The organism is Aeromicrobium sp., from assembly GCF_014378035.1.
GTDB lineage: Bacteria > Actinomycetota > Actinomycetes > Propionibacteriales > Nocardioidaceae > Aeromicrobium.
In genome coordinates this window covers 1-20,845 of sequence record NZ_JACMOM010000358.1, presented here as the reverse complement: position 1 = coordinate 20,845, position 20,845 = coordinate 1, and the positions used below count along the sequence as shown (strand labels likewise).

Here is a 20,845-nt window from a genome sequence, read left to right as displayed (position 1 = left end):
GCGCGATGGAGAGCGCCTGCCTGGCCCAGGTCGGAGACGCGCCAGCGAGGCCGCACGTCGGCGTCACGACCAAGCGGTCTGCGTAGACGTCCTCGTCGAAGCCGAAGTGGCTGAAGAACGTCTCGATGCGTCCGGCAAGGGCGGCGTCGGTGACGCCCGGGGTGTCGGTGGACGGTACGACACCGAACCAGAGGTCGACGCCTCTCTCGAACGTCTCGGCCCACACGTCGTCGGGGCGCACGAGTGAGAGGTCGAACGAGATCGACGTGAATCCGGCTCCGGTGAGCAGCTCGACGGGCACGTCCGGGGCACATGAGTGAACCGCGGCCCTGGCGCCAGCGCCGGTGATCGCGGTGACGACCGTGCTCAACAGCTCATCGGCTTCCGGTGGGTGGACGCTGCGGTGTCGCGAGAACCCGCTGGCCGTCGGGATGCCGCCGGTCATCACTGCGACGATCGAGGGCTCGTCGACCTGCACCACGAGGTCGGCGTGCGGGAAACGCCTACGGGCGTCGCTGATGTGCGTTCGTAGACCCTCGGCGAGCGACTCACTGATCTCGCGGCGCGCCCCGTGGTCGGCGAGCACCTTGTCACCGCGGGGACGTTCGACCGTCGCCGCCAGGGTCAGCGGGCCGGTGACCTGCAGCTTGAGAAGGCCGGCGTGCGAGCCTGCCAGCTCTTCGGCGACGTCGAGATCCTGGGCGAGGAGCGACCGAGCCCGTCGGAGGTCTGACCCCTCCCCTACGCCGATGCGCCACCCGTCGGGCTGCAGGTCGGCGTCGAGGCCGTCGAGCACCGCCAGGGTGCGCCCGGTCATGCTGGCGTGGACGCCGCGGGCCGGCAGCTCGGGCACGTGCACGAAGTCGCCGACCTCGCCCATCACCAGTCTCAGCGACTCGGCGAAGTCAGTGCCGGGCATCGAGCCGATACCGGTGGCGAGTGCCATGAAGATCCCTTCGTCAGACAACGTGCTGGGCGGTGGAGGTAGCGTCCAGCTCTCTGGCTGGGCCGTGAGTCAGCGTCCAAGGATGGCGATGAGGTGGACGCTAACCCACCGCCACACGGGTGGTGGCCGAGATGGTGGCCGAACCGACGACGCGGGTGCCGTCGTAGATGACGCAGGCCTGACCGGGGGCGATGCCACTGGCGGCGTCATGCAGCTCGACGCGCACGTGCGGACCGTCGGCGGTCAGCCGGGCACGATGCTCGTCGCCGTGCGCCCTCAGCTGCACCGTGCAGTCGAGCGACCCGAACGGCGCAGCGCCGCACCACAGGGGCTTGATGGCCTCGAGGTGGCCGACAGCGAGACGTTCGCGCGAGCCGACAGTGACGGTGCCGCTGACCGGCTCGATGTCGAGGACGAATCGCGGCTTGCCGTCATCGGCCGGTATGCCCAGCCGCAGGCCTCGACGCTGGCCGATCGTGAACGCGTAGGCGCCCTCGTGCTCGCGCAGGACGGTGCCGTCCTCGTCGACGACGGTGCCCGGCTTTGGCCCGAGCTTCTCGGCGAGCCAACCCGCGTTGTCGCCGTCGGGAATGAAGCAGATGTCGTGGCTGTCGGGCTTCTGCGCGACCTGGATGTGCCGGCGCGCGGCCTCGTCACGAATGACGTCCTTGGTGGTGTCGCCGAGTGGGAACAGCGAGTGCGCGAGCTGCGTCTGGGTGAGCACGCCGAGGACGTAGGACTGGTCCTTTCCCATGTCGACCGCTCGATGCATCTCGATGGTGCCGTCACGCTCGTCGGTGCGCAGCTGTGCGTAGTGACCCGTGACCACCGCGTCGAACCCCAACGCCAGAGCACGGTCGAGCACCGCGGCGAACTTGATCTTTTCGTTGCAGCGCAGGCACGGGTTCGGGGTGCGGCCAGCGGTGTACTCGGCGATGAAGTCATCGACGACCGAGTCGGCGAACTCCTCGCTCATGTCCCAGACGTAGAACGGGATGCCGAGCGCGTCGGCAGCGCGGCGGGCGTCGCCGGCGTCCTCGATCGAGCAGCATCCGCGGGCACCTGATCGGTAGGACCGCGGGTTGCGGCTGAGCGCGAGGTGAACCCCCGTCACGTCATGGCCGGCGTCGACGGCGCGCGCGGCGGCCACGGCCGAGTCGACCCCGCCGGACATCGCGGCGATGACTCTCATGACGCCTTCCGGACGAGGTTGGCACGCATTGCTCGCTGGTGGACGGCGGGCAGCGCCTCGAGGAGCCGATCGACGTCCGCCTCTGTGGAGGTGTGCCCGAGACTGAAACGCAACGACCCGCGCGCGGCTACCTCGTCGTAGCCCATCGCGAGCAGCACGTGGCTCGGCTGAGGTACCCCGGCGGCACAGGCTGACCCGGTGGAGCACTCGATGCCTTGCGTGTCGAGCAGCATCAGCATCGCGTCGCCCTCGCATCCTGGGAACGTCACGTGGGCGATGTTCGGCAGCCGGTGGTCGGGGCCCGCCAGCGGGTCACCGTTGACGACGGCATCGGGGACGACCCGCACGATGCCCTCGACAAGCCGGCGGCGCAAGCGCCCGATGCGGGCCACGGTCTCCAGCTGGCGTCCGAGCGTCACGTCGACGGCCGCGGCGGATGCGGCGATGAGCGCCACACCGATCGTGCCGGAGCGCAGGTCGCGCTCCTGCCCGCCGCCGTGCAGCAGTGGCGTGGCGTCGATCTCGCGCCGGATGAGCAGTGCGCCGACGCCGACCGGGCCGCCGAGCTTGTGCGCCGTGATGGTCATGGCATCGAGCTGGCTGCCGGCGAAGTTGAGCGGCAGGTAGCCCGCTGCCTGCACGGCGTCGCTGTGCACAGGGATGCCGTGTTTGCGGGCGATGGCGACCACGTCGGCGATCGGCTGGATCGTGCCCATCTCGTTGTTGGCCCACATCGTCGTGATGGCCGCGACCGTCGACGGATCGGACTCGACGCTCGCGCGCAGGTCGTCGACCACGATGCGGCCGGCGGCGTCGACCGGTGTCATGTCGATCTGGGCGCCTTCATGATCGGCGAGCCAGCTGACCGGGTCGAGCAGGGCGTGGTGCTCGATCGAGCTGAACAGGAGTCTGTTGCGGGCCGGGTCCTGGGCCAGGCGCGACCAGTAAAGTCCCTTGATCGCGAGATTGTTGGCCTCGGTACCACCGGAGCAGAACACCACTTCGCTGGGACGTGCGCCGAACCTCTCGGCGATCAGCTCGCGGGCCTCCTCGACCGTGCGCCGGGCGGCACGGCCCGATGCGTGCAGAGACGACGCGTTGCCGGTGAAGGTCAGCTCGTGTGCCATCACGGCGATCGCTTCGGGGACCATCGGCGTGGTTGCCGCGTGGTCGAGGTAGACGGTCTCGTGGGGTGAGCGCATGACCCTCCTAGGGTAGACGCATCGGCGAAAGCGGTGCTGGCGCACATGGACGACCGTGGCTCATCGGCACCGTCGGCGGCCAGATCGAGGACACGGGTCACGACGGTGGGGTGCCGACGCTGTCGGCAGTGAGGGTCAGCCGCACCCAGCGCATCGCGGCAACACTCGCGTCGAGGCGATCGCGTCCATCAGGTCAGGCGGGAGTGCCGCGGCCGCTGACCGACGCCACTGCACGGATCAGGTCGTCGACGGTGGTGTCGAGGTCGTGGGTGCTGGTCGTGCGACCGAACGTGAAGCGCACGGCGGTCTGGGCGGTTGCGGCGTCGATGCCCATCGCGGTGAGGACGTGCGACGGCTCGTCGCTCCCGGCGGCGCACGCCGAGCCGCTGGAGCACACGGTGCCTCGCGACTCGAGCTCGAGCAGGATGGCCTCGCCGCTCGTGCCGGGGAAGACGAACGACCCGCTGCCGGGCAACCGGTGCTGACGGTGGCCCGTGAGCACCGATCCGGGCACCTGCGCCAGGACCCTGCCGATGAAGGCGTCCCGCCTGGCGACGGTGTCGTCGTTCGAGCCGCCCGCCAGCCGCAGGGCTGCGGCGAAGCCCACCGCAGCAGCGACGTTCTCGGTGCCCGAGCGTCGGCCCGACTCCTGGCCGCCGCCGTGGATCAGCGGCTCGAACGGGGTGCGGCGCCGAAGGTAGAGGATGCCGACGCCCTTGGGAGCGCCGATCTTGTGGCCCGAGATGCTCATGGCCTGCACCCCCAGACGTCCGACGTCGAGCCCGAGCCAGCTGGCCGACTGCACGGCGTCGGTGTGGAATGGGACGCCGCGCGCTGCTGCCAGACGGGACAAGGTCTCGATCTGCTGGATCGTGCCGACCTCGTTGTTGGCGTGCTGGATGCTCACGAGCGTCGTGTCATCACGCAATGCTGCTTCCAGGGCCGCGGGCGCAACCATGCCGTCGTGGTCGACGCCGAGCACGGTGACCTCGAAGCCGAGCCGGCCGAGGAACTCCGCCGACTCCAGCACTGCCGGGTGCTCGATGGCCGACACGATGACGTGGCGGCCGCGGGGTGATGCCAGCGCGACGCCCTTCACCGCCGAGTTGTCCGACTCTGTGCCGCCCGAGGTGAAGATGATCTCTGACGATCGCGCTCCGAGGGCCTGGGCCACGTCCGTGCGGGCCTGCGCGAGGGCCCGGGCGGCCAGCTCGCCGACCTCGTGGTGGCTCGACGGGTTGCCGAACTCTGAGCCGAGGTAGGGCCACATCGCCTCGAGCACGTCACGCCTGACGGGTGTGGTCGCGGCTTCGTCGAGGTAGATCACGGGTCAGCTCACGGTGATGTCGAGGCCGAGATCGAGCGCACGGACGCTGTGAGTCAGCGCTCCCACCGAGATGATGTCGACGCCGGTCTGGGCGACGTCGCGGATCGTCTCGAGCGTGATGCCCCCGCTGGCCTCGACGAGCGCACGGCCGTCGATCTTCGCCACACCCGTGCGCAGGTCCTCGAGGCTGAAGTTGTCGAGCATGATCGTGCCGGCGGCGCCGGAGTCGAGGACGGCGTCGAGCTGTTCGAGCCGGTCGACCTCGACCTCGATGTGGGTCGTGTGCGGCAAGTCTGCCTTGGCCCGCTTCAGTGCTGCGGTGATGTCGGGGATGACGGCGAGGTGGTTGTCCTTCGCCATGACCGCATCGGAGAGCGAGTAGCGGTGGTTGTGCCCACCACCACAGCGCACGGCGTGCCGTTCGAGCGCCCGCAGCCCCGGCGTCGTCTTGCGGGTGTCGACGACCCGTGCCGTGGTCTCGGCGACAGCATCGACGTACGTCGCGGTCAGGGTGGCGATGCCGGTCATGCGTTGGACGAGGTTGAGGGCGACGCGCTCGGCCTGCAGCACCGCGCGGGCCGGGCCGACCACCGTGGCCAGGACTGCGCCCGCACCGAAGTGCTCGCCGTCGGACACGTGCAGGGTCACCTCGACGTCGGGGTCGAGTGTCGTCATCGCTGCCACGAACACCTCGGCACCGGCCAGGACTCCCGGCTCACGGGCCACCAGCTCTGCGTGGGCGATCGCGGTCGCCGGAACGAGGGTCTGCGACGTCAGGTCGCCGAACGGAGCATCCTCATCCAGCGCCATGTCGACGACACGCTGGATCTGCCGCCGCTCAAGCATCCCCGCACCCCGCTCGGGAGCCGCTCTTTGACGTGCGGGGAGTCGCGAGTGTCATGGGGTGGGCCTGACGCTGGAGTGCTTGGCCTGGGCGGGGTCACTCTGTGGGAAATCTGTCCGGTAGTGGCCTCCCCGCGACTCGCGCCGGGCCAGCGCGCTCGCCACGACGGCACGCGCGACGACCAGCAGGTTGGCGTCCTCCGCCGACTTCGCATCGATCACGGCGGGCGCCTTCGAACGCCTCAGCGTGGTGACGGCACGGTCGAGGTCGGGGCCGTTGCGCGCGAGCCCGGCCGCATCCCACATCAGCTGCTGCAGGTCGCTGCGGTTGACGTCGTCGGCGTCCGGGTCATCGTCGAGGGCGAGGTCGACCGGCGCCATCCAGTCGTCGACGAGCTCGACCACGGGCGGCGGGTCAGTGATGCCTTCGATGACGCGGGTGCCGTAGACGGCGCCCTCGAGCAGCGAGTTGGAGGCCAGCCGGTTGGCGCCGTGAAGCCCGTTGCAGGCCACCTCACCGATCGCGAAGAGCCGCGGGACCGAGGTGCGGCCCCACTCATCGGTGCGGATGCCGCCCATGTAGTAGTGGGCCGCGGGCGTCACCGGGACGGGGGTCAGACCCCAGTCGAAGCCTTGGGCGCGGCACGCCGCGTCGATGTTGGGGAACCGTTCCGCCAGGAATTCGGCGCCGAGAGCCGTGGCGTCGAGGCGCACGGGGATGCCGGGCTGCCTGACCATCTGCGCGGCGATGCCACGTGCGACCACGTCGCGCGGTGCCAGCTCGGCGTCGGGGTGCACGTCGAGCATGAATCGCCGGCCGTCGGCGTCGATGAGAGTTGCGCCCTCGCCACGCACGGCCTCGGAGATGAGGAAGTTGCCCGGCGCGTCGAGCGATGTGGGATGGAACTGGTAGAACTCGAGGTCGGCCGCGACCGCGCCGGCACGCAGTGCCATGCCGAGCCCGTCGGCGGTGGCAATCTCCGGGTTGGTCGTGTGCGGGAACAGCTGGCCCGCTCCCCCGGTGGCCAGGATGACGGCATCGGCTCGCAGCTCTTCGCCGCCCAGCAGCCGCACACCGACGGCAGAACCGTCGTCAAGGACGAGGTCGACGACGGTGGTCTGCTCACGCACCGTGACGGCACTGTGGTGGATGCGGTCGATCAGCGCGTACGCAATGCCCGCACCGGTCGCGTCACCACCGGCATGCAGGATGCGGGCGTGCGAGTGCGCCGCCTCCAGCCCGTGGGCCAGCTGATCGCCGTGGCGGTCGAACTTCACCCCGCGCTCGATCATCTCCTCGATCACCGCAGGCCCCTCGGCGCACAGGATCGCGACGGTGTGCTCATCGCTGAGCCCTGCCCCCGCGGCCAGCGTGTCGGCCACGTGTGACTCGACGCTGTCGTCGTCGGTCGTCACGACGGCGACACCGCCCTGCGCATAGCGCGTGTTGCTCTCGGCGAGGTCCGCCTTCGTGAGGAGCGTGACGTCATACGTGCCGACGGCTTCGAGGGCGGCGGTCATGCCGGCCACGCCGCTGCCGACGATGATGATGTGGCGCCTGCTGTCCATGGTGTGAATCCCTTATCTCGGGAGCGCCGCGAGCATGCGCTCGAGCGCGACCTTGGCCTCGATGGCGACGTCGTCGGGGACGACGATCTCGTTGCGGACCTCACCGGCGACGAGCCCGTCGAGCGTCCAGGCGAGGTAGCCGGGGTGGATGCGGTACATCGTGGAGCACGGGCACACCACGGGGTCGAGGCAGAAGATCGTGCGGTCGGAAAACTCTGCTGCGAGCCGGTTGACCATGTTGACCTCGGTACCGATCGCGATGACGTCGCCGGGCTGCGAGGCGATCACAAACTTGCGGATGGCATCGGTGGAGCCCGCCGCGTCGGCTGCGTCGACCACCGGCATCGGGCTCTCGGGGTGCACGATGACCTTCACCCCGGGGAAGTCGGCCCGCGCCTTGTCGATCTGGGCGACGCTGAACCGTTTGTGCACCGAGCAGAACCCGTGCCACAGGATGACCTTCGCGTCGTCGAGCTCGGCCTCGGTGCTGCCACCGCGGGGCTTGCGGGGGTTCCACATCGGCATCTGCTCAAGCGGGATGCCCATGGCCTTGGCGGTGTTGCGGCCAAGGTGCTGGTCGGGAAAGAACAGCACTCTCTGCCCGCGCTCAAAGGCCCATTCGAGCACCGTCGCGGCGTTCGACGAGGTGCACACGATGCCGCCGTGCCTGCCGCAGAAGGCCTTGAGTGCGGCCGAGGAGTTCATGTAGGTGACGGGGATGACGGGCTGCCTGCCATCGGCGTCGAGGGACGTTCCGTAGATCTCGGTGAGCTCCTCCCAGCACGCCTCGACCGAGTCCTCGTCGGCCATGTCGGCCATCGAGCACCCGGCCGCGAGGTTGGGCAGGATCACCCGCTGCTCGGGACGAGCCAGGATGTCGGCGGTCTCGGCCATGAAGTGCACGCCGCAGAACACGATGGTCTCGGCGTCGGGCTTGGTCAGGGCGGCGTTCGCGAGCTGGAACGAGTCGCCCACGAAGTCGGCGTACTGGACGACCTCGTCACGCTGGTAGAAGTGACCGAGAATGACCAATCGGCTGCCGAGGGACTCTTTGGCCGCGCGGATACGGGCGTGCAGCTCGTCGTCGCTCATGCGCTGGTACTCGGCTGGCAGCTGCCCGGGCCGCACCACCGGATCGGGAATGACGTCGTCCTCGGAGGCACCGGGACCGTAGCCGGGGAACACGTCGAACTCCCACGGTCCCTTGGCAAGCTCGACGTCGCAGGTCTCGGCGGGCGCCGCGACGATCGTGTCGTTGATGGAGGTCATCTTCGCTCCTCATGGTGGGTGAGTGGGCCGTGGTCGGCAAGCTGTAGATCGGTGGAGTGTCGGTAGAGCGCCGGGGGTCGGTGACTCGTGCCGGTGACGCACCGGCCGGTGGGCTCGATCGCTCCGCTGCCCAGGACCTGGCGGCGGAAGTTGGCCGGGTCGAGCGGCTTGCGCAACACCGCTTCGTGCACCTCCCGGAGGTCGGTGAGAGTGAAGGTCTCACCGAGGAATGCCTGTGCGATGAGGCTGTACTCCATCTTGGTGCGCAGGCGCCACAGCGCGTACTCCACGACACGAGAATGATCGAACGCCAGCGGCGAGAGGTCGTCGGCGACGAACCACTCGACGTTGTCGCCGTCGATCGCAGCAGCGGCCTCATCAGCCTGCACCAGCGCCCAATAGACGATCGACACGACTCGGTCGTGGTGCCTCTCGTCGGTCGAGCCGACGTGCGAGCGGTCGACCGCGCCGAAGGCGTAGAGCTGCTCGAGGTAGTTGGGGGTGAGCCCGGTGGTGCGCAGGAGTGTGTGGCTCGCCGACGCTGCGAGGTCCTCATCGGCCTCCAGCGGTCCGCCGGGCAACGCCCAGTGCCCTTGATAGGGCTCGCGGATGCGACGAACCAGGGGCAGCCAGAGTGTCATCAGGCCGCTGCTGGGGTGCGGACGCAGCGCGAAGATCACGGTCGAGACAGCGAGCGAGACCCGCTGGTCGATCGAGGAATCGATGGTCATGCCACGCCTCCCTACTTCAGGTAGCCATGACTCTAACCCAGCCTTAAAGTCGCCGCAACCCTAAGTCCGGCGGTGGCGCTGGGCTGTGGTGGCGGGAGTTCTTCGCTGCCCGTCAGCGGAAGTCGCGGCCTTGGTGGCGGGCGGGGACGGGGTTGGCTGCCTCGGGGTAGACGCTTTCGATGCGCTCGAGCTTGTCGGCGACAAGGTTGGTGACCCCGTCGTAGCGCTCGAGCTTGCCGCGGATGATCATGCCCGCGGCGTTGCGGCCGACCTGGCGGTAGCGCTTCCACAGCGCTTGCGAGCACACGACGTTGAGCATCCCGGTCTCGTCCTCGAGGTTGAGGAAGGTGACGCCGTCAGCCGTGGCGGGGCGCTGCCGGTGGGTGATCAGCCCGGCCACCTTGACCCGGCGGCCGGGCTCTGCGTCCTGCAACCCGGCGACGGAGTAGATGCCCTCGGACTGCAGCAAGGGGCGCAGGTGCTCGACGGGGTGGATCTGCGGTGAGATGCGGGTGGACCACAGGTCGGCCATGGTCAGCTCGACATCGCTCATGCCCGGCAGCGTCGGTGGGGCGGACTGCACCGCGGTGCCCTCGAGCTGGTCGGTGTTCTCGACGTAGCCGGCGTTCCACAGCGCCTGACGCCGCGACAGCCCGAACGCGTCGAAGGCTCCCGCCGTCGCCAGCGACTCCATCTGCGCGACCGTCAGGCCGGCCCGCCGCGACACGTCGGACATGTCGGTGAAGGGCCGATGCTCCCGCTCGGCCACGATGCGCTCGGCAACCTCCGTGCCGAGACCCTGCACCTCGTCGAGCCCCAGACGCACGGCGAAGCCGCCGTCGCGGCGGTGCTCGGGAGTGGGGTCTGGCGTGCCGCGCACGAATGGAGTCGGCGACGGCTGTTCACGCTCGAGGCAGGAGTCGAGGCCCGTGGAACCGGAGCCATGGCCGTCGAGCAGCTCGAGGTCGGCCTGGGCGCGCGAGTGCATGATGTCGGGGCGCAGCACCGAGACCCCGTGCCGACGCGCATCTGTGACGAGCGACTGCGGCGAGTAGAAACCCATGGGCTGGTTGCGCAGCAGCGCGGCGAGGAAGGCGCCCGGGTAGTGCAGCTTGAACCATGAGCTGGCATAGACGAGCAGTGCGAAGCTGAGGGCGTGGCTCTCGGCGAAGCCGAAGTTGGCGAAGGACTGGATCTTGAGGTAGATCGCCGCAGACTCCTCCTCGTCGAGACCGTGGCGCTTCATGCCCTCGAAGAGCCGCCCACGCAACGACTCGATGCGTTCGATGCCGCGCTTGGACCCCATGGCGCGGCGCAGGAGGTCAGCCTCGTCACCGGTGCAATCACCGATCGCGATGGCCATCTGCATGAGCTGCTCCTGGAAGAGCGGGACGCCCTTGGTGCGTTCGAGCACCTTCTCCAGGATGGGGTGCGGGTAGGTGACCTCCTCCTTGCCAGTGGCGCGACGGATGTAGGGGTGCACCGCCCCACCCTGGATGGGCCCCGGCCGGATGAGCGCAATCTCGATGGCGAGGTCGTAGTACTGGCGCGGCTGCAGCCGCGGGAGCGTGCCGATCTGGGCCCGGCTCTCGACCTGGAAGACGCCGATCGAGTCGGCCCGGCACAGCATGTCGTAGACGGCCGGCTCATCGCCGGGGATGGTGTGCAGCTCCCACTGCTCCCCCACGCGCTCCGCGACGATCTCCATCGTGTGGTTGAGGGCACCGAGCATGCCAAGGCCCAGCAGGTCGAACTTGACGAGCCCCATCCACTCGCAGGCGTCCTTGTCCCACTGCAGGACCGTGCGCCCCTCCATACGTCCGCGTTCGATGGGGCACACCTCGCCGATGGGGCGTTCGGTGAGGATCATGCCACCGGAGTGGATGCCCAGGTGGCGTGGCGCCTTGAGCAGCTGGGTCGCCAGTGCGACGACCGGCGGCGGGATGCCGGCGGAGTCCTCGACAGAGATGGCGCTCCACGCATCGATCTGCTTGGACCAGGCATCCTGCTGGCCGGTGGAGTGGCCCAGCGCCTTGGCGGCGTCGCGGATCGCGGATCGCGGCCGATAGCTGATGACGTTGGCGACCTGGGCGGCGTTGTGCCGGCCGTAGGTGTCGTAGACCCACTGGATCACCTCCTCACGACGTGCGGAGTCGAAATCGACGTCGATGTCGGGCTCCTCCTCACGGGTCGTGGCGAGGAAACGCTCGAACGGCAGGTTGTACTTGATCGAGTCGACGGCGGTGATGCCCAATGCGTAGCAGAGCGCGGAGTTGGCCGAGGAGCCTCGGCCCTGGCACAGGATCTTGCGCCTCTTGGCCTCGTGCACGATGTCACGAACGATGAGGAAGTAGCCCGGGAAGTCCTTCTCCTCGATGACCTTCAGCTCGCGCTCGATGCGCAGGCGCGCCTCCTCGGGGTTGTGGGCGTAGCGATCGCGGATGCCCTGCTCGGCGAGCTCACGGAGATGACTCATCGCCGTGTGGCCCTCGGGGATGCCCTGACGCGGCAGCCGAGGGGCGGCGGCTCGCAGGTCGAAGGCGAGCTCGTCGGCGATCTGCACGGTGCGTCCGACCGCTCCGGGATGTCGCGAGAAGCGGGCCATCATCTCGACACCCGACCGTAGGTGCGCTGCCCCCGACACCGGTAGCCAGCCGTCCATGTCGGCCAGGCTGCGGCGTGCGCGGACGGCCGCCGTCGCCGCCGCGAGGCGACGCTGCGATGGCGTTGCGTAGTGCACGTTGTTGGTCGCGACGGTGGGCAACCCGTGATCGGCAGCGAGAGCGGCCAGCGCGTCGTTGCCGACGCTGTCGGTGGGGAAGCCGTGGTCGGTCAGCTCGACGACCACGTTGTCGAGGCCGAACATCCCGGTGAGCCTGTCGAGCGCGGCCGCCGCTGCCTCGCGGCCACCTGCGGCCAGGCCCTGGCGGACGATCCCCTTGCGGCAGCCGGTCAGGACGAGCCAGTGCCCACGACCGCGCTCGGCCAGCTCGTCGAGGTCGTAGACCGGGCGACCCTTCTCGTCGCCGCGCAAGTGCGCGTCGGTCATGGCCGCGGCGAGCCGGTGGTAGCCCTCGACCCCCCGCGCCAGCACGAGGAGGTGACTGCCCTCGGGGTCGGCCACCCCGTTCTGCGGTCGGCCGAGGCCGAGGGAGAGCTCGGCGCCGAAGATCGTGCGGAGCCGTTGATCGGCATACTTCTGCGCGATCTCGGCAAACAGCGGGGCGCCGTAGAAACCGTCGTGGTCGGTCAGGGCAAGTCCGTGGAGGCCGAGGGTGATGGCCTCCTCGACGAGCGCATCGGGGCCGCTCGCACCGTCGAGAAAGCTGAAGTTGCTGTGGCAGTGCAGCTCGGCGTAGGGCACGACCGGCCCCGCAGGACGCGTGACCTGGTCCTTCGGGTCGGTCTGGGGACGTTTGCGCGACCAGCCGGGTGCATCGCCGCCGTCGGGCTCGCGCTTGCCGGAGAGCCGACGTTCAAGCTCGGCCCACGAGACATCGGGGTTGTTCCAGCCCATCAGTCACCCCCCGATCGGGACATCAGGAGGTGGGGACTAGTCATAGCGAGCCTCGGTCCACCAATGGGCGTCGTCGACCAGCATGAGCCAGGCGCTGCCGTCGACGCCGACCACCTGGAAGCGGGCGACACGGTGGGCAGATGCCTCGTCCCACCACTGCTCGTCGACCGGCCACGGACCCGCCCACGAGGCGATGGGTTTCCACTGGCCCGGGGTGGTCTGGAAACGGGCTGGCTCGGATGTCACCGCGCCCCGGTCGGTGAGGCGCACCGGCTGGCCCTCGGCACCCACGACCATGGCCTGCTGTGGCTCCGCGAACACCGTCGCCGGGGCAGGCGGTGGCAGGCTGCCCGGCCACGGGAGGCCGGGCGGGCGGCGAGACACCACCCGTTCGCCCCACGGCACGAGCAGCGTGCGCTCCCGCGGGCCACGACCTCCCTGGACCGATGCGGACACGACCGACTCGTGACCGACGATGCTCTGCACTCGCGCCACCCCTCGCTCGACGCGGTCGTCGGGTCCGCCCCCGAACAGGCTGTCGGCGTGGTCGCCGAGCGGCTCGGTGACTTCGGGGATCAGGCGCACGGCGTCGACCGGGGCGCGGATGGCTCCGTCGACCTGCAGCTGCCACCGGACCCGGTCGATGAGGTCGGTGGCCCCGAACCAACGCGGATGCATCCAGCGGCGTGACGTCGCCAGTGAGCCATCTGCATCGACCTCGACCAGCACCGTGGTGCACACCAGCCCGTAGGCGGCGAGGTCGGCGACGAAGGCCTCGGCCGTGGTGCGCAGGCTGAACGCGATGGGCTCGACCAGCTCGAGCGGCGGCTCCAGCAGCAGGGTGGCCTCGAACTCCGGCGGGACCTGCCGACGGCTGATGGGCTGAGGATCCTGCCCGCGGGCAAGCCGGTGCAGGAGACCACCGTGCGTGCCGAAGCGGGTGTGGACGTCGGCCGGGGGCAGTGCGGCGAAGTCGCCGAGGGTCAGCAGCCCCATGCGCCGCAGCAGCCCGACGAGTGGGGCGTCGTCGAGGGCGTCGATGGGCAGGTCACGCAGGAACTGGGCCGAGCTGCCCGCGGCAACGACGAGGCTGTCCTGTGCCAGCGCCCGGCGGGCGGCCTGTTCGGCGGCGAAGAGCCCGTCGGCGATGCCGGTGCGGACGTCCCACACCCCGAGCGCGACCAGCCGCTCGGCGATGACCGCCGCGGCCTCTGCCTCACCGCCGTAGAAACGGCTCGGCACCCGGATGGCGCAGAGACCGGGACGTAGTGGCGCAACCCCCGGGCTCAGCTCCTCGATGGCGGTGAGCACGGACTCGAAGGCACGCGCATCGGCGTCGGGGTTGTGATCGCACAGAACCAGGTCTGGGCACCGCGACTGGGCATCGCGACGTCGCATGCCTCGGCGCACCCCCTCGGCTCGCGCGGCCTGCGAGCACGCCAGCACGTGGCCCTTGTGGAGCACCGCGCCCGGGGCCGAGGAGGGCAGCTCGGCCGACACGATCGGCCAGTCGGGCGCCCACAGGACCATGGTTCGGGGGGATGCCGTGCTGGACGAGGTTGTGCTGGGTGAAGAAGCGCCGGATGAAGACGTGCTGGAACTCATCTAGCTCACGCTCCGCAGCCGGACGGGTTGTCCCTCGCAAGCGGGAGGTGCCTCCACCTCGACCCGGCGGATGGCCAGGTCGACATCGGGGAGCCACAGCCGACCACTGCGAGCCGGAGCAGTGCCTCGGTGCACGTCGACCATGGCTCGGCGCGCCTGCAGATGGCCATGCCCGTGACCGACCCCGACCCATTCGACATCGCGCATGGTCACCCTGGCATCGCAGCGGGGCCAGTCGCCCCACGCGATCAGGATGCTGCCACGCTGACGCAGTCGGGCGCTGATGCGGCTGAGGTCCTTGGCCCCGACAGGTGTGGCCGGCGGGACCACCACGACGACGCCGAGGACGTCGATCAGCGCAGCGGTGACCTCGAGCCAGGCCTCACCCGGGTCGGGCACCAGGATCGTGCGCCGCAGCTCGACGCCGGCGGCCGCCGCGGCTTCGAGACCGAGCTCGGACGAACCCACGACGGCGCACCACGCACCATCGGCCGACGGGCCGGCCATGAGGGCGATCGCGAGGCTCGCCGACGACACCGCATAGCTCGACCCGGTCTGCAGCTGCAGCAGCCCGGCCAACGCCGGATGGGTCGGCACCGGCTGAGCGGCTGGGCGGCCCTGCATCTGGTTGACGCGTTCGCGCAGCTCGCTCAGCGTGGGGGCGGGTGCGACAGTCATCCATCCATGATCGAACACATGTTCGATGGAGTCAATCGGCTGGGCGATCTGTCCCAACCCGTAGGACGAGCGTCAAGAACCCGGCGCCCTCACGAACCCATGCCCTCAGGAACCCAGTGTCAACGACCCGCCGGGGATGGCGTTGAGCAGACGACGGGTGTACTCCTCGCGCGGGCTGTCGAACACCTGCGACACCGTCGCCGTCTCGACGACCTTGCCGTCCTGCATGACCACCACGTCGTCGGCGATCTGGCGCACCACGGCGAGGTCGTGCGTGATGAACAGGTAGCTGAGCCCGAGCTCGGCCTGCAGGTCGTTGAGCAACGTCAGGATCTGGGCCTGCACCAGCACGTCGAGCGCCGAGACAGCCTCGTCGCAGATGACGACCTCCGGCTCCAGCGCGAGCGCCCGGGCGACGGCGACGCGCTGGCGCTGCCCACCCGAGAGCTCGGACGGGAAACGCCGCATGACCGAGGTCGGGAGCGACACCTTCTCGAGGAGGTCGCGGACCTTCGCCTCACGTTCCTTGGTCGTGCCGACCTTGTGCGTGTGCAGCGGCTCCTCGATCGACTGGTAGATCGAGTAGAGCGGATCGAGCGAGGCGTACGGGTTCTGGAAGACCGGCTGCATCTGACGTCGCAGCCTGAGCCGATCTGCACCCTTGAGCGATCGGATGTCGACCCCGTCGAACAGGACGCGGCCCTCGGTGGCCGGGAGCAGGTCGAGCACCATGCGCGCCACCGTGGACTTGCCCGACCCGGACTCGCCGACGATCGCCATGGTCGTGCCGCGACGCAACGTGAACGACACATCGTCGACCGCAGCGAAGTCGATCGACGAGCCCGGTCGGGCGCCGCGGAGCTTGAAGATCTTGGTGAGATTCTCCGCGACGATGATGTCTGCTCTGCCCTTGCCGATCTCGGAGTCGCTGCGAGCGACCTCCTCGGCCATCTCTGCCGCCGTCTTCACCGCCCTCTCGCGCACCTCTGCGCGCGCGTGCTGTGACGACATCCGCCGCGACGCCAGCGACGGTGCCGATGCCACAAGACGCTTGGTGTACGGGTGCTGGGGGTCCTGGAGGATCTCCAACGCCGGGCCCGACTCGACGATCTGGCCCTTGTACATGACCACCAGGTGGTTGGCACGCTCGGCCGCAAGGCCGAGGTCGTGCGTGATGAGCAGGACCGCGACACCGAGGTCCTTGGTCAGCTGGTCGAGGTGGTCGAGGATCTGCTTCTGCACCGTGACGTCGAGCGCCGAGGTGGGCTCGTCAGCGATGAGCAGCTTGGGCCGGGCGGCGAGACCGATGGCGATCAGCGCGCGTTGGCGCATGCCGCCGGAGAACTCGTGCGGGTACTGCCGGGCGCGCCGCTCCGCATCGGGGAGGCCGGCCTCCTCCAACAGCTCGATGACCCGCTTGTCGGCGTCCTTGCCCTTGGCGACGCCGTTGGCGACCAAGGTCTCCTTGATCTGGAAGCCGATGCGCCACAGCGGGTTCAGGTTGGACATCGGGTCCTGCGGCACCAGGCCGATCGACGAACCGCGCAGCGCGACGATGGCGTCCTTCTTGACGTGCGAGATGTCCTTGCCCTCGAAGAGGATCTCCCCGCCGGTGATCCGGCCGGTGCCGGGGAGCAGCCCGATGATCGCGTGGGCGGTCGTGGACTTGCCGGAACCCGATTCCCCGACGATGGCGACGGTCTGCCCCGGGTACACCGTGAGGCTGGCGCCGCGAACTGCCGGGATGAGCGTCTTCTCAGACGTGAAGGCGACGTCGAGGTCGCGGATCTCCAGGAGTGGTACGGGCGCTCCTGTGGGTGTCGTGCTCATTGCTTCCTCGCCTTCGGGTCGAGCGCCTCGCGGACAGCCTCACCCAGCAGGATGAATCCGAGCACCGTCAGGGCAAGTGCCGTTGCCGGCACCCACATGACGATGAGGTGCTGCCCGGAGCGCACCTGGTTCTGTGCGGCTGAGAGGTCGTTGCCCCACGACACGACGTTGGTGGGCAGCCCCAGCCCGAGGAACGACAGCGACGTCTCGGCGACGATGAACACGCCGAGGGAGATCGTTGCCGTCACGATGACCGGCGCCAACGCGTTGGGCACGATGTGTCGCACCAGGTTCTTGAGCCGCGATGCCCCGATGGCGGTGGCCGCGTCGACGAACTCCAGGTTCTTGACCTCGAGGACGGCTCCGCGCATCTGACGGGTGATCTGCGGCCACGCGAAGATGGCGAGCGCGAGCACAACGATGATGACCGACGCCCAGAACCCGCGGTCGGGCTGGATGTTGTTGATGACCGAGATGATCACGATCGCCGCGAGCAGCAGGGGGATCGAGAAGAAGATGTCGGCGACGCGGGAAAGGATCGCGTCGAGCCAGCCGCCGAAGAAGCCCGCGAGCGCACCCGTCACGATGCCGACCAACGTCACCAGAATGGTTGTCAGCACCCCGACCGCCACTGAGGCTCGAGCGCCATAAAGGGTACGGGCCCAGACGTCTCCGCCCTGCTGCGTGAAGCCGAAGGGATGTCCCTCACTGGGCTTGCCGAAGCTGAGCCCAAGGTCGCTGTAGTTCGGGTCGGCGTTGGTGAAGAGTCCCGGGAGGGCAATCACGACACCGATCAGCAGGATGATCACGGCAGAGATCCAGAAGAGTGGGGCCTTGCGGAGTCGTTTCCACGCCTCCTTCCACTGACTCTCGGGGGCGGCATCGATCGTGACGGCGTCGACGGCCTGCAGTGGAGTCTCGGCGAGGGGAGCGACGAAACGTTCCTGGCCGGGCAGCGAGGTCTCAGGCATAACGAATCCTTGGATCGAGGACGGCGTAGAGCAAGTCGATCAGCAGGCTCATGATCACGTAGACCAGGACGATGAGAGTCACGATGGCCACGACCGTAGGGTTGTCTCCCTTGTTGATCGACCGGTACGCGAGGTTGCCGATGCCCGGCACGTTGAAGATGCCCTCGGTGATGATGGCGCCAGCCATCAGGGCGCCGAGGTTGACGCCGAGGTAGGTGACCACCGGAATGAGCGAGTTGCGCAGCACGTGCCTGACCACGACCTGCCCTTCTGGCAGACCCTTGGCGCGGGCTGTGCGAACGAAGTCGGCACCCATCGACTCGGCGACCGAGGTGCGGGTGAGGCGAAGGACGAAGGCAAGATCGACGATGCCCAGCACGACGGCGGGCAGGATCAGCTTGCCGGCCGACCAGTCGCCGCCGACCGTCGGCGGGGCCCAGCCCAGCTTGACCCCGATGACGAGCTGGAAGACGAAGCCGACCACGAAGATCGGGACGGAGAGCACCACGAGCGACAGCACGAGCAGCGAGGAGTCGAAGAAGCCGTTGCGGCGCAGGCCGGCGATCGTGCCGAGCACGATGCCGAAGACCAGCTCGAACGCGAGGGCCATCAGCGCCAAAGTGACAGTGACCGGGAACGTGTCCCTGATCTGCGAGATGACCGACTGGCCGTCGAACGACGTGCCGAGGTCGAGGGTCACGACCCCTTTGAGGAAGTAGAGCCACTGCACCAGAAAGGGCTTGTCGAGGTGGTACTGCGCCTCGATCTGGGCCTTGACGGCGTCTGAGACGGGCTTGTCACCGAAGAGACCCAGAACCGGGTCACCGGGCCGAAGGAAGACCAGTGCGTAGATGAGGAGCGTGGCTCCGAGGATGACGGGAATGGTCTGGAGCAGCCGCCGGCCGATGTACCACCACATGGTGCCTCCTGGATTACGGCGTCATGGATCGCACGACGCGCGGTCCCACCATAGGTCGCTGGGGGCAGCAGGTGTGCTGCCCCCAGCGAACGTACGGTGCGCGGACTACTTCGAGAGGTTGTAGTACTCCGGCTTCTGCTGCCAGGTGAAGACGAATCCCTTGATGTCGGGGTTCGTGACGGCCGTGGCGTTCTGGTACCACAGCGGGATGGCCGGCAGATCCTTCATGAGGATTGCCTGCGCATCACCAATCAGCTTGTAGCGCGCGTCGCCATCGGCTGCGGACGCTTCAGAGACGGTCTTGTCGAACGTCTTGTTGCTGTAGTCACCGTCGTTGGAACCGGCGCCGGTCGCGTAGATCGGTCCGAGGTAGTTGAGCATCGACGGGTAGTCGGCCTGCCAACCTGTACGGAATGCAACCTTGATGGTGCGATCGGTCACGTCCTTGCGCAGTGCGTCGAACGTCGCGTACGGCTTTGCCGACGAGTCGATGCCCAAGGTGTTCTTGATCTGGTTGGTCGCGGCCTCGGCGAACTCCTTGTTGCCGGCACCGTCGTTGTTGTAGGCCAGCTGGAACTTGCCGGACCACTTGGACATGGCGTCTGCCTTGGCCCAGAGGTCCTTGGCCTTGGTGGCGTCGAACTTCAACACCTCGTTGCCGGCGACCTCTCCGGTCCAGCCGTCGAGCACTGGGGAGGTGAAGTCGGTGGCAGGCGTGCGTGACTTGTTGAAGATCTTGTCCGTGATCTGCTCACGGTTGATCGACATCGAGATCGCCGCACGACGAAGCTCACCCTCAGGGCCCTTGAAGTGCGCGAGCCGCTCCGGAATGGTGAAGGAGGAGAAGTTCGATCCGGGCTCGTTGTACGCCTTGACACCGCTCTCCGTCTCGAACGTGGTCAGCGCGCTCGGCGGGACCTGGTCGAGCACATCGAGGTTGCCGGCCTGCACGTCGGTGTAGGCGGAGTCGGCCGAGTTGCTGAACTTGAAGGTCAGCCCCCCGTTCTTCGGCTTGTGGACTCCCGTGTAGGTCTTGCTGGGGACCATGGCGATCTGCTTGTTGCGCTCCCAGCCCTTCTTGGTGAGCTGGTACGGGCCGTTGCCGACCGGGTGCTCTCCGTAGGCCTTGGTGATCTTGCCGCTTGAGTCGAACGCCTTGTCGGGCAACGGGTAGTAGGCGGAGTAGCCCAGACGCAGCGGGAAGTCGGACTCAGGTGCCTTGAGCTTGATCGTGAACGTCTTGTCGTCGACGACCTTCAGGCCGGACATCTCCTTGGCGCCGTCGGTCGTGTTGCCGACGTCGTCAGTGCCCTCGATCGGGTAGAAGAAGTAGTTGTTGAGCTGCTTGTTGGCAGCAACCGAACCGTAGTTCCAGGCCTTGACGAACGACTGGGCGGTGACTGGGGTGCCGTCCTCGAACTTCGTGTCCTTGAGCTTGATGGTCCAGAGGAGGTTGTCGTCGGACTTGATGGAATCTGCAACTTCGTTCTCGACCGACCCGTCAGCCTTGTAGGCCACAAGACCCGCGAACAGGTTCTGGATCGGATCGCCGCCACCCACCTCGTTGGTCGCCGTGGGGATCAACGGGTTCTGTGGGTTGGTGCCGTAGACGGTGATGACGGAACTGCTGCTGCCGCCGCTGTTTCCGTCGCTGCCGCCGCCGCAGGCTGCCAGGGTAAGGCTGCCGGCCGCGATCAACGCCACACCCGCAAGGCGGGTACGCCGAGAGAGTCGCATGGATTCCTCCTGTGTTTGACATGTGCACGCTGGCGCGCGCTCCCTATGACTATCACCAGTGCGGTGTCACCGGACAGCATTGTGGCGCTGCTTAATCAAAGTGTTACCAAACTCAGATATCGATCGGTGGGCTGCAAGTCAATAGTTACAGCGAGTCATCTCAGGTGGTCACGTCGGAATCACGAGATTGGTCAGCCTGGTCCGTTGGCCCGACCTCCTGACGGGCTGCCGCTCCCCAGCGTCCCGGTCATCGGTGTCTGAGCCGTACGGCGAGCCGGGCTGGTCCTCAGCCTTCGCGAGCGGGCGATTCCGCGCCGCTGGTCATGCGCACGATGAATCCTGCGGGGACGGCGCATGCTGCGACGTGGGCGCAGACCTTGCTGCTCGCGTGCCGCACCTTCGTCAGCGTGTCGCCATCACGTGTCGTTGCCTCTTGATGACGTGCGACGGGAGGCCAAAGCCTTGGCCGCGGGCCGCCGGCAGCCCGGACCCGCCCCCCGGCCTCCTGG

General features: G+C 68.3%; 15 protein-coding genes. All 15 read right to left on the bottom strand.

Going from position 1 to position 20,845, the window contains the following annotated elements; all coding sequences use genetic code 11:
• Positions 1-946, bottom strand: a 946-nt coding sequence (locus H7290_RS18925; RefSeq protein WP_290515575.1) for a methionine synthase, incomplete at its 3' end; no start/stop codon positions are given.
• Between the two features lie 100 nt (positions 947-1,046).
• Positions 1,047-2,138 carry a tRNA 2-thiouridine(34) synthase MnmA gene (gene mnmA, locus H7290_RS18920; protein WP_290515574.1) on the bottom strand — a complete coding sequence of 364 codons (1,092 nt, stop codon included), beginning with the start codon at positions 2,136-2,138 and terminating at the stop codon, positions 1,047-1,049.
• Positions 2,135-3,340, bottom strand: a complete 1,206-nt coding sequence (locus H7290_RS18915; RefSeq protein WP_290515573.1) for a cysteine desulfurase family protein — start codon at positions 3,338-3,340, stop codon at positions 2,135-2,137. Before H7290_RS18915 ends, mnmA begins: the two co-directional genes overlap by 4 nt.
• Positions 3,341-3,533: 193 nt before the next feature.
• On the bottom strand, positions 3,534-4,667 hold the full coding sequence (locus H7290_RS18910; RefSeq protein ID WP_290515572.1) for a cysteine desulfurase family protein: 1,134 nt from the start codon (positions 4,665-4,667) through the stop codon (positions 3,534-3,536).
• Between the two features lie 3 nt (positions 4,668-4,670).
• Entirely contained in the window at positions 4,671-5,513 is an 843-nt protein-coding gene (gene nadC, locus H7290_RS18905; RefSeq protein ID WP_290515571.1) for a carboxylating nicotinate-nucleotide diphosphorylase, read from the bottom strand.
• A 51-nt stretch (positions 5,514-5,564) separates the two neighbouring features.
• Positions 5,565-7,079, bottom strand: coding sequence for an L-aspartate oxidase (gene nadB / locus H7290_RS18900; RefSeq protein ID WP_290515570.1), 1,515 nt, complete (start codon positions 7,077-7,079; stop codon positions 5,565-5,567).
• Between the two features lie 12 nt (positions 7,080-7,091).
• On the bottom strand, positions 7,092-8,348 hold the full coding sequence (nadA, locus tag H7290_RS18895; protein WP_290515569.1) for a quinolinate synthase NadA: 1,257 nt from the start codon (positions 8,346-8,348) through the stop codon (positions 7,092-7,094).
• Positions 8,345-9,079, bottom strand: coding sequence for an NUDIX domain-containing protein (locus H7290_RS18890; RefSeq protein ID WP_290515568.1), 735 nt, complete (start codon positions 9,077-9,079; stop codon positions 8,345-8,347). The genes nadA and H7290_RS18890 overlap by 4 nt, the downstream gene beginning before the upstream one ends.
• A gap of 112 nt (positions 9,080-9,191) precedes the next feature.
• The gene (locus H7290_RS18885) at positions 9,192-12,596 is read right to left on the bottom strand and encodes an error-prone DNA polymerase (protein ID WP_290515567.1); all 3,405 of its coding nucleotides are present in this window, start codon (positions 12,594-12,596) and stop codon (positions 9,192-9,194) included.
• A gap of 36 nt (positions 12,597-12,632) precedes the next feature.
• Positions 12,633-14,126, bottom strand: a complete 1,494-nt coding sequence (locus H7290_RS18880) for a DNA polymerase Y family protein (RefSeq protein WP_290515566.1) — start codon at positions 14,124-14,126, stop codon at positions 12,633-12,635.
• A gap of 75 nt (positions 14,127-14,201) precedes the next feature.
• Positions 14,202-14,879 carry a hypothetical protein gene (locus H7290_RS18875; RefSeq protein ID WP_290515565.1) on the bottom strand — a complete coding sequence of 226 codons (678 nt, stop codon included), beginning with the start codon at positions 14,877-14,879 and terminating at the stop codon, positions 14,202-14,204.
• A 105-nt stretch (positions 14,880-14,984) separates the two neighbouring features.
• A complete protein-coding gene (locus H7290_RS18870) occupies positions 14,985-16,709 on the bottom strand; it encodes an ABC transporter ATP-binding protein (protein ID WP_290515564.1) in 1,725 nt (574 codons plus the stop codon).
• The gene (locus H7290_RS18865) at positions 16,706-17,680 is read right to left on the bottom strand and encodes an ABC transporter permease (protein ID WP_290515563.1); all 975 of its coding nucleotides are present in this window, start codon (positions 17,678-17,680) and stop codon (positions 16,706-16,708) included. Before H7290_RS18865 ends, H7290_RS18870 begins: the two co-directional genes overlap by 4 nt.
• The gene (locus H7290_RS18860) at positions 17,673-18,599 is read right to left on the bottom strand and encodes an ABC transporter permease (protein ID WP_290515562.1); all 927 of its coding nucleotides are present in this window, start codon (positions 18,597-18,599) and stop codon (positions 17,673-17,675) included. Before H7290_RS18860 ends, H7290_RS18865 begins: the two co-directional genes overlap by 8 nt.
• A 105-nt stretch (positions 18,600-18,704) precedes the next feature.
• Positions 18,705-20,336, bottom strand: coding sequence for an ABC transporter substrate-binding protein (locus tag H7290_RS18855; protein WP_290515561.1), 1,632 nt, complete (start codon positions 20,334-20,336; stop codon positions 18,705-18,707).
• Positions 20,337-20,845: the final 509 nt, after the last annotated feature.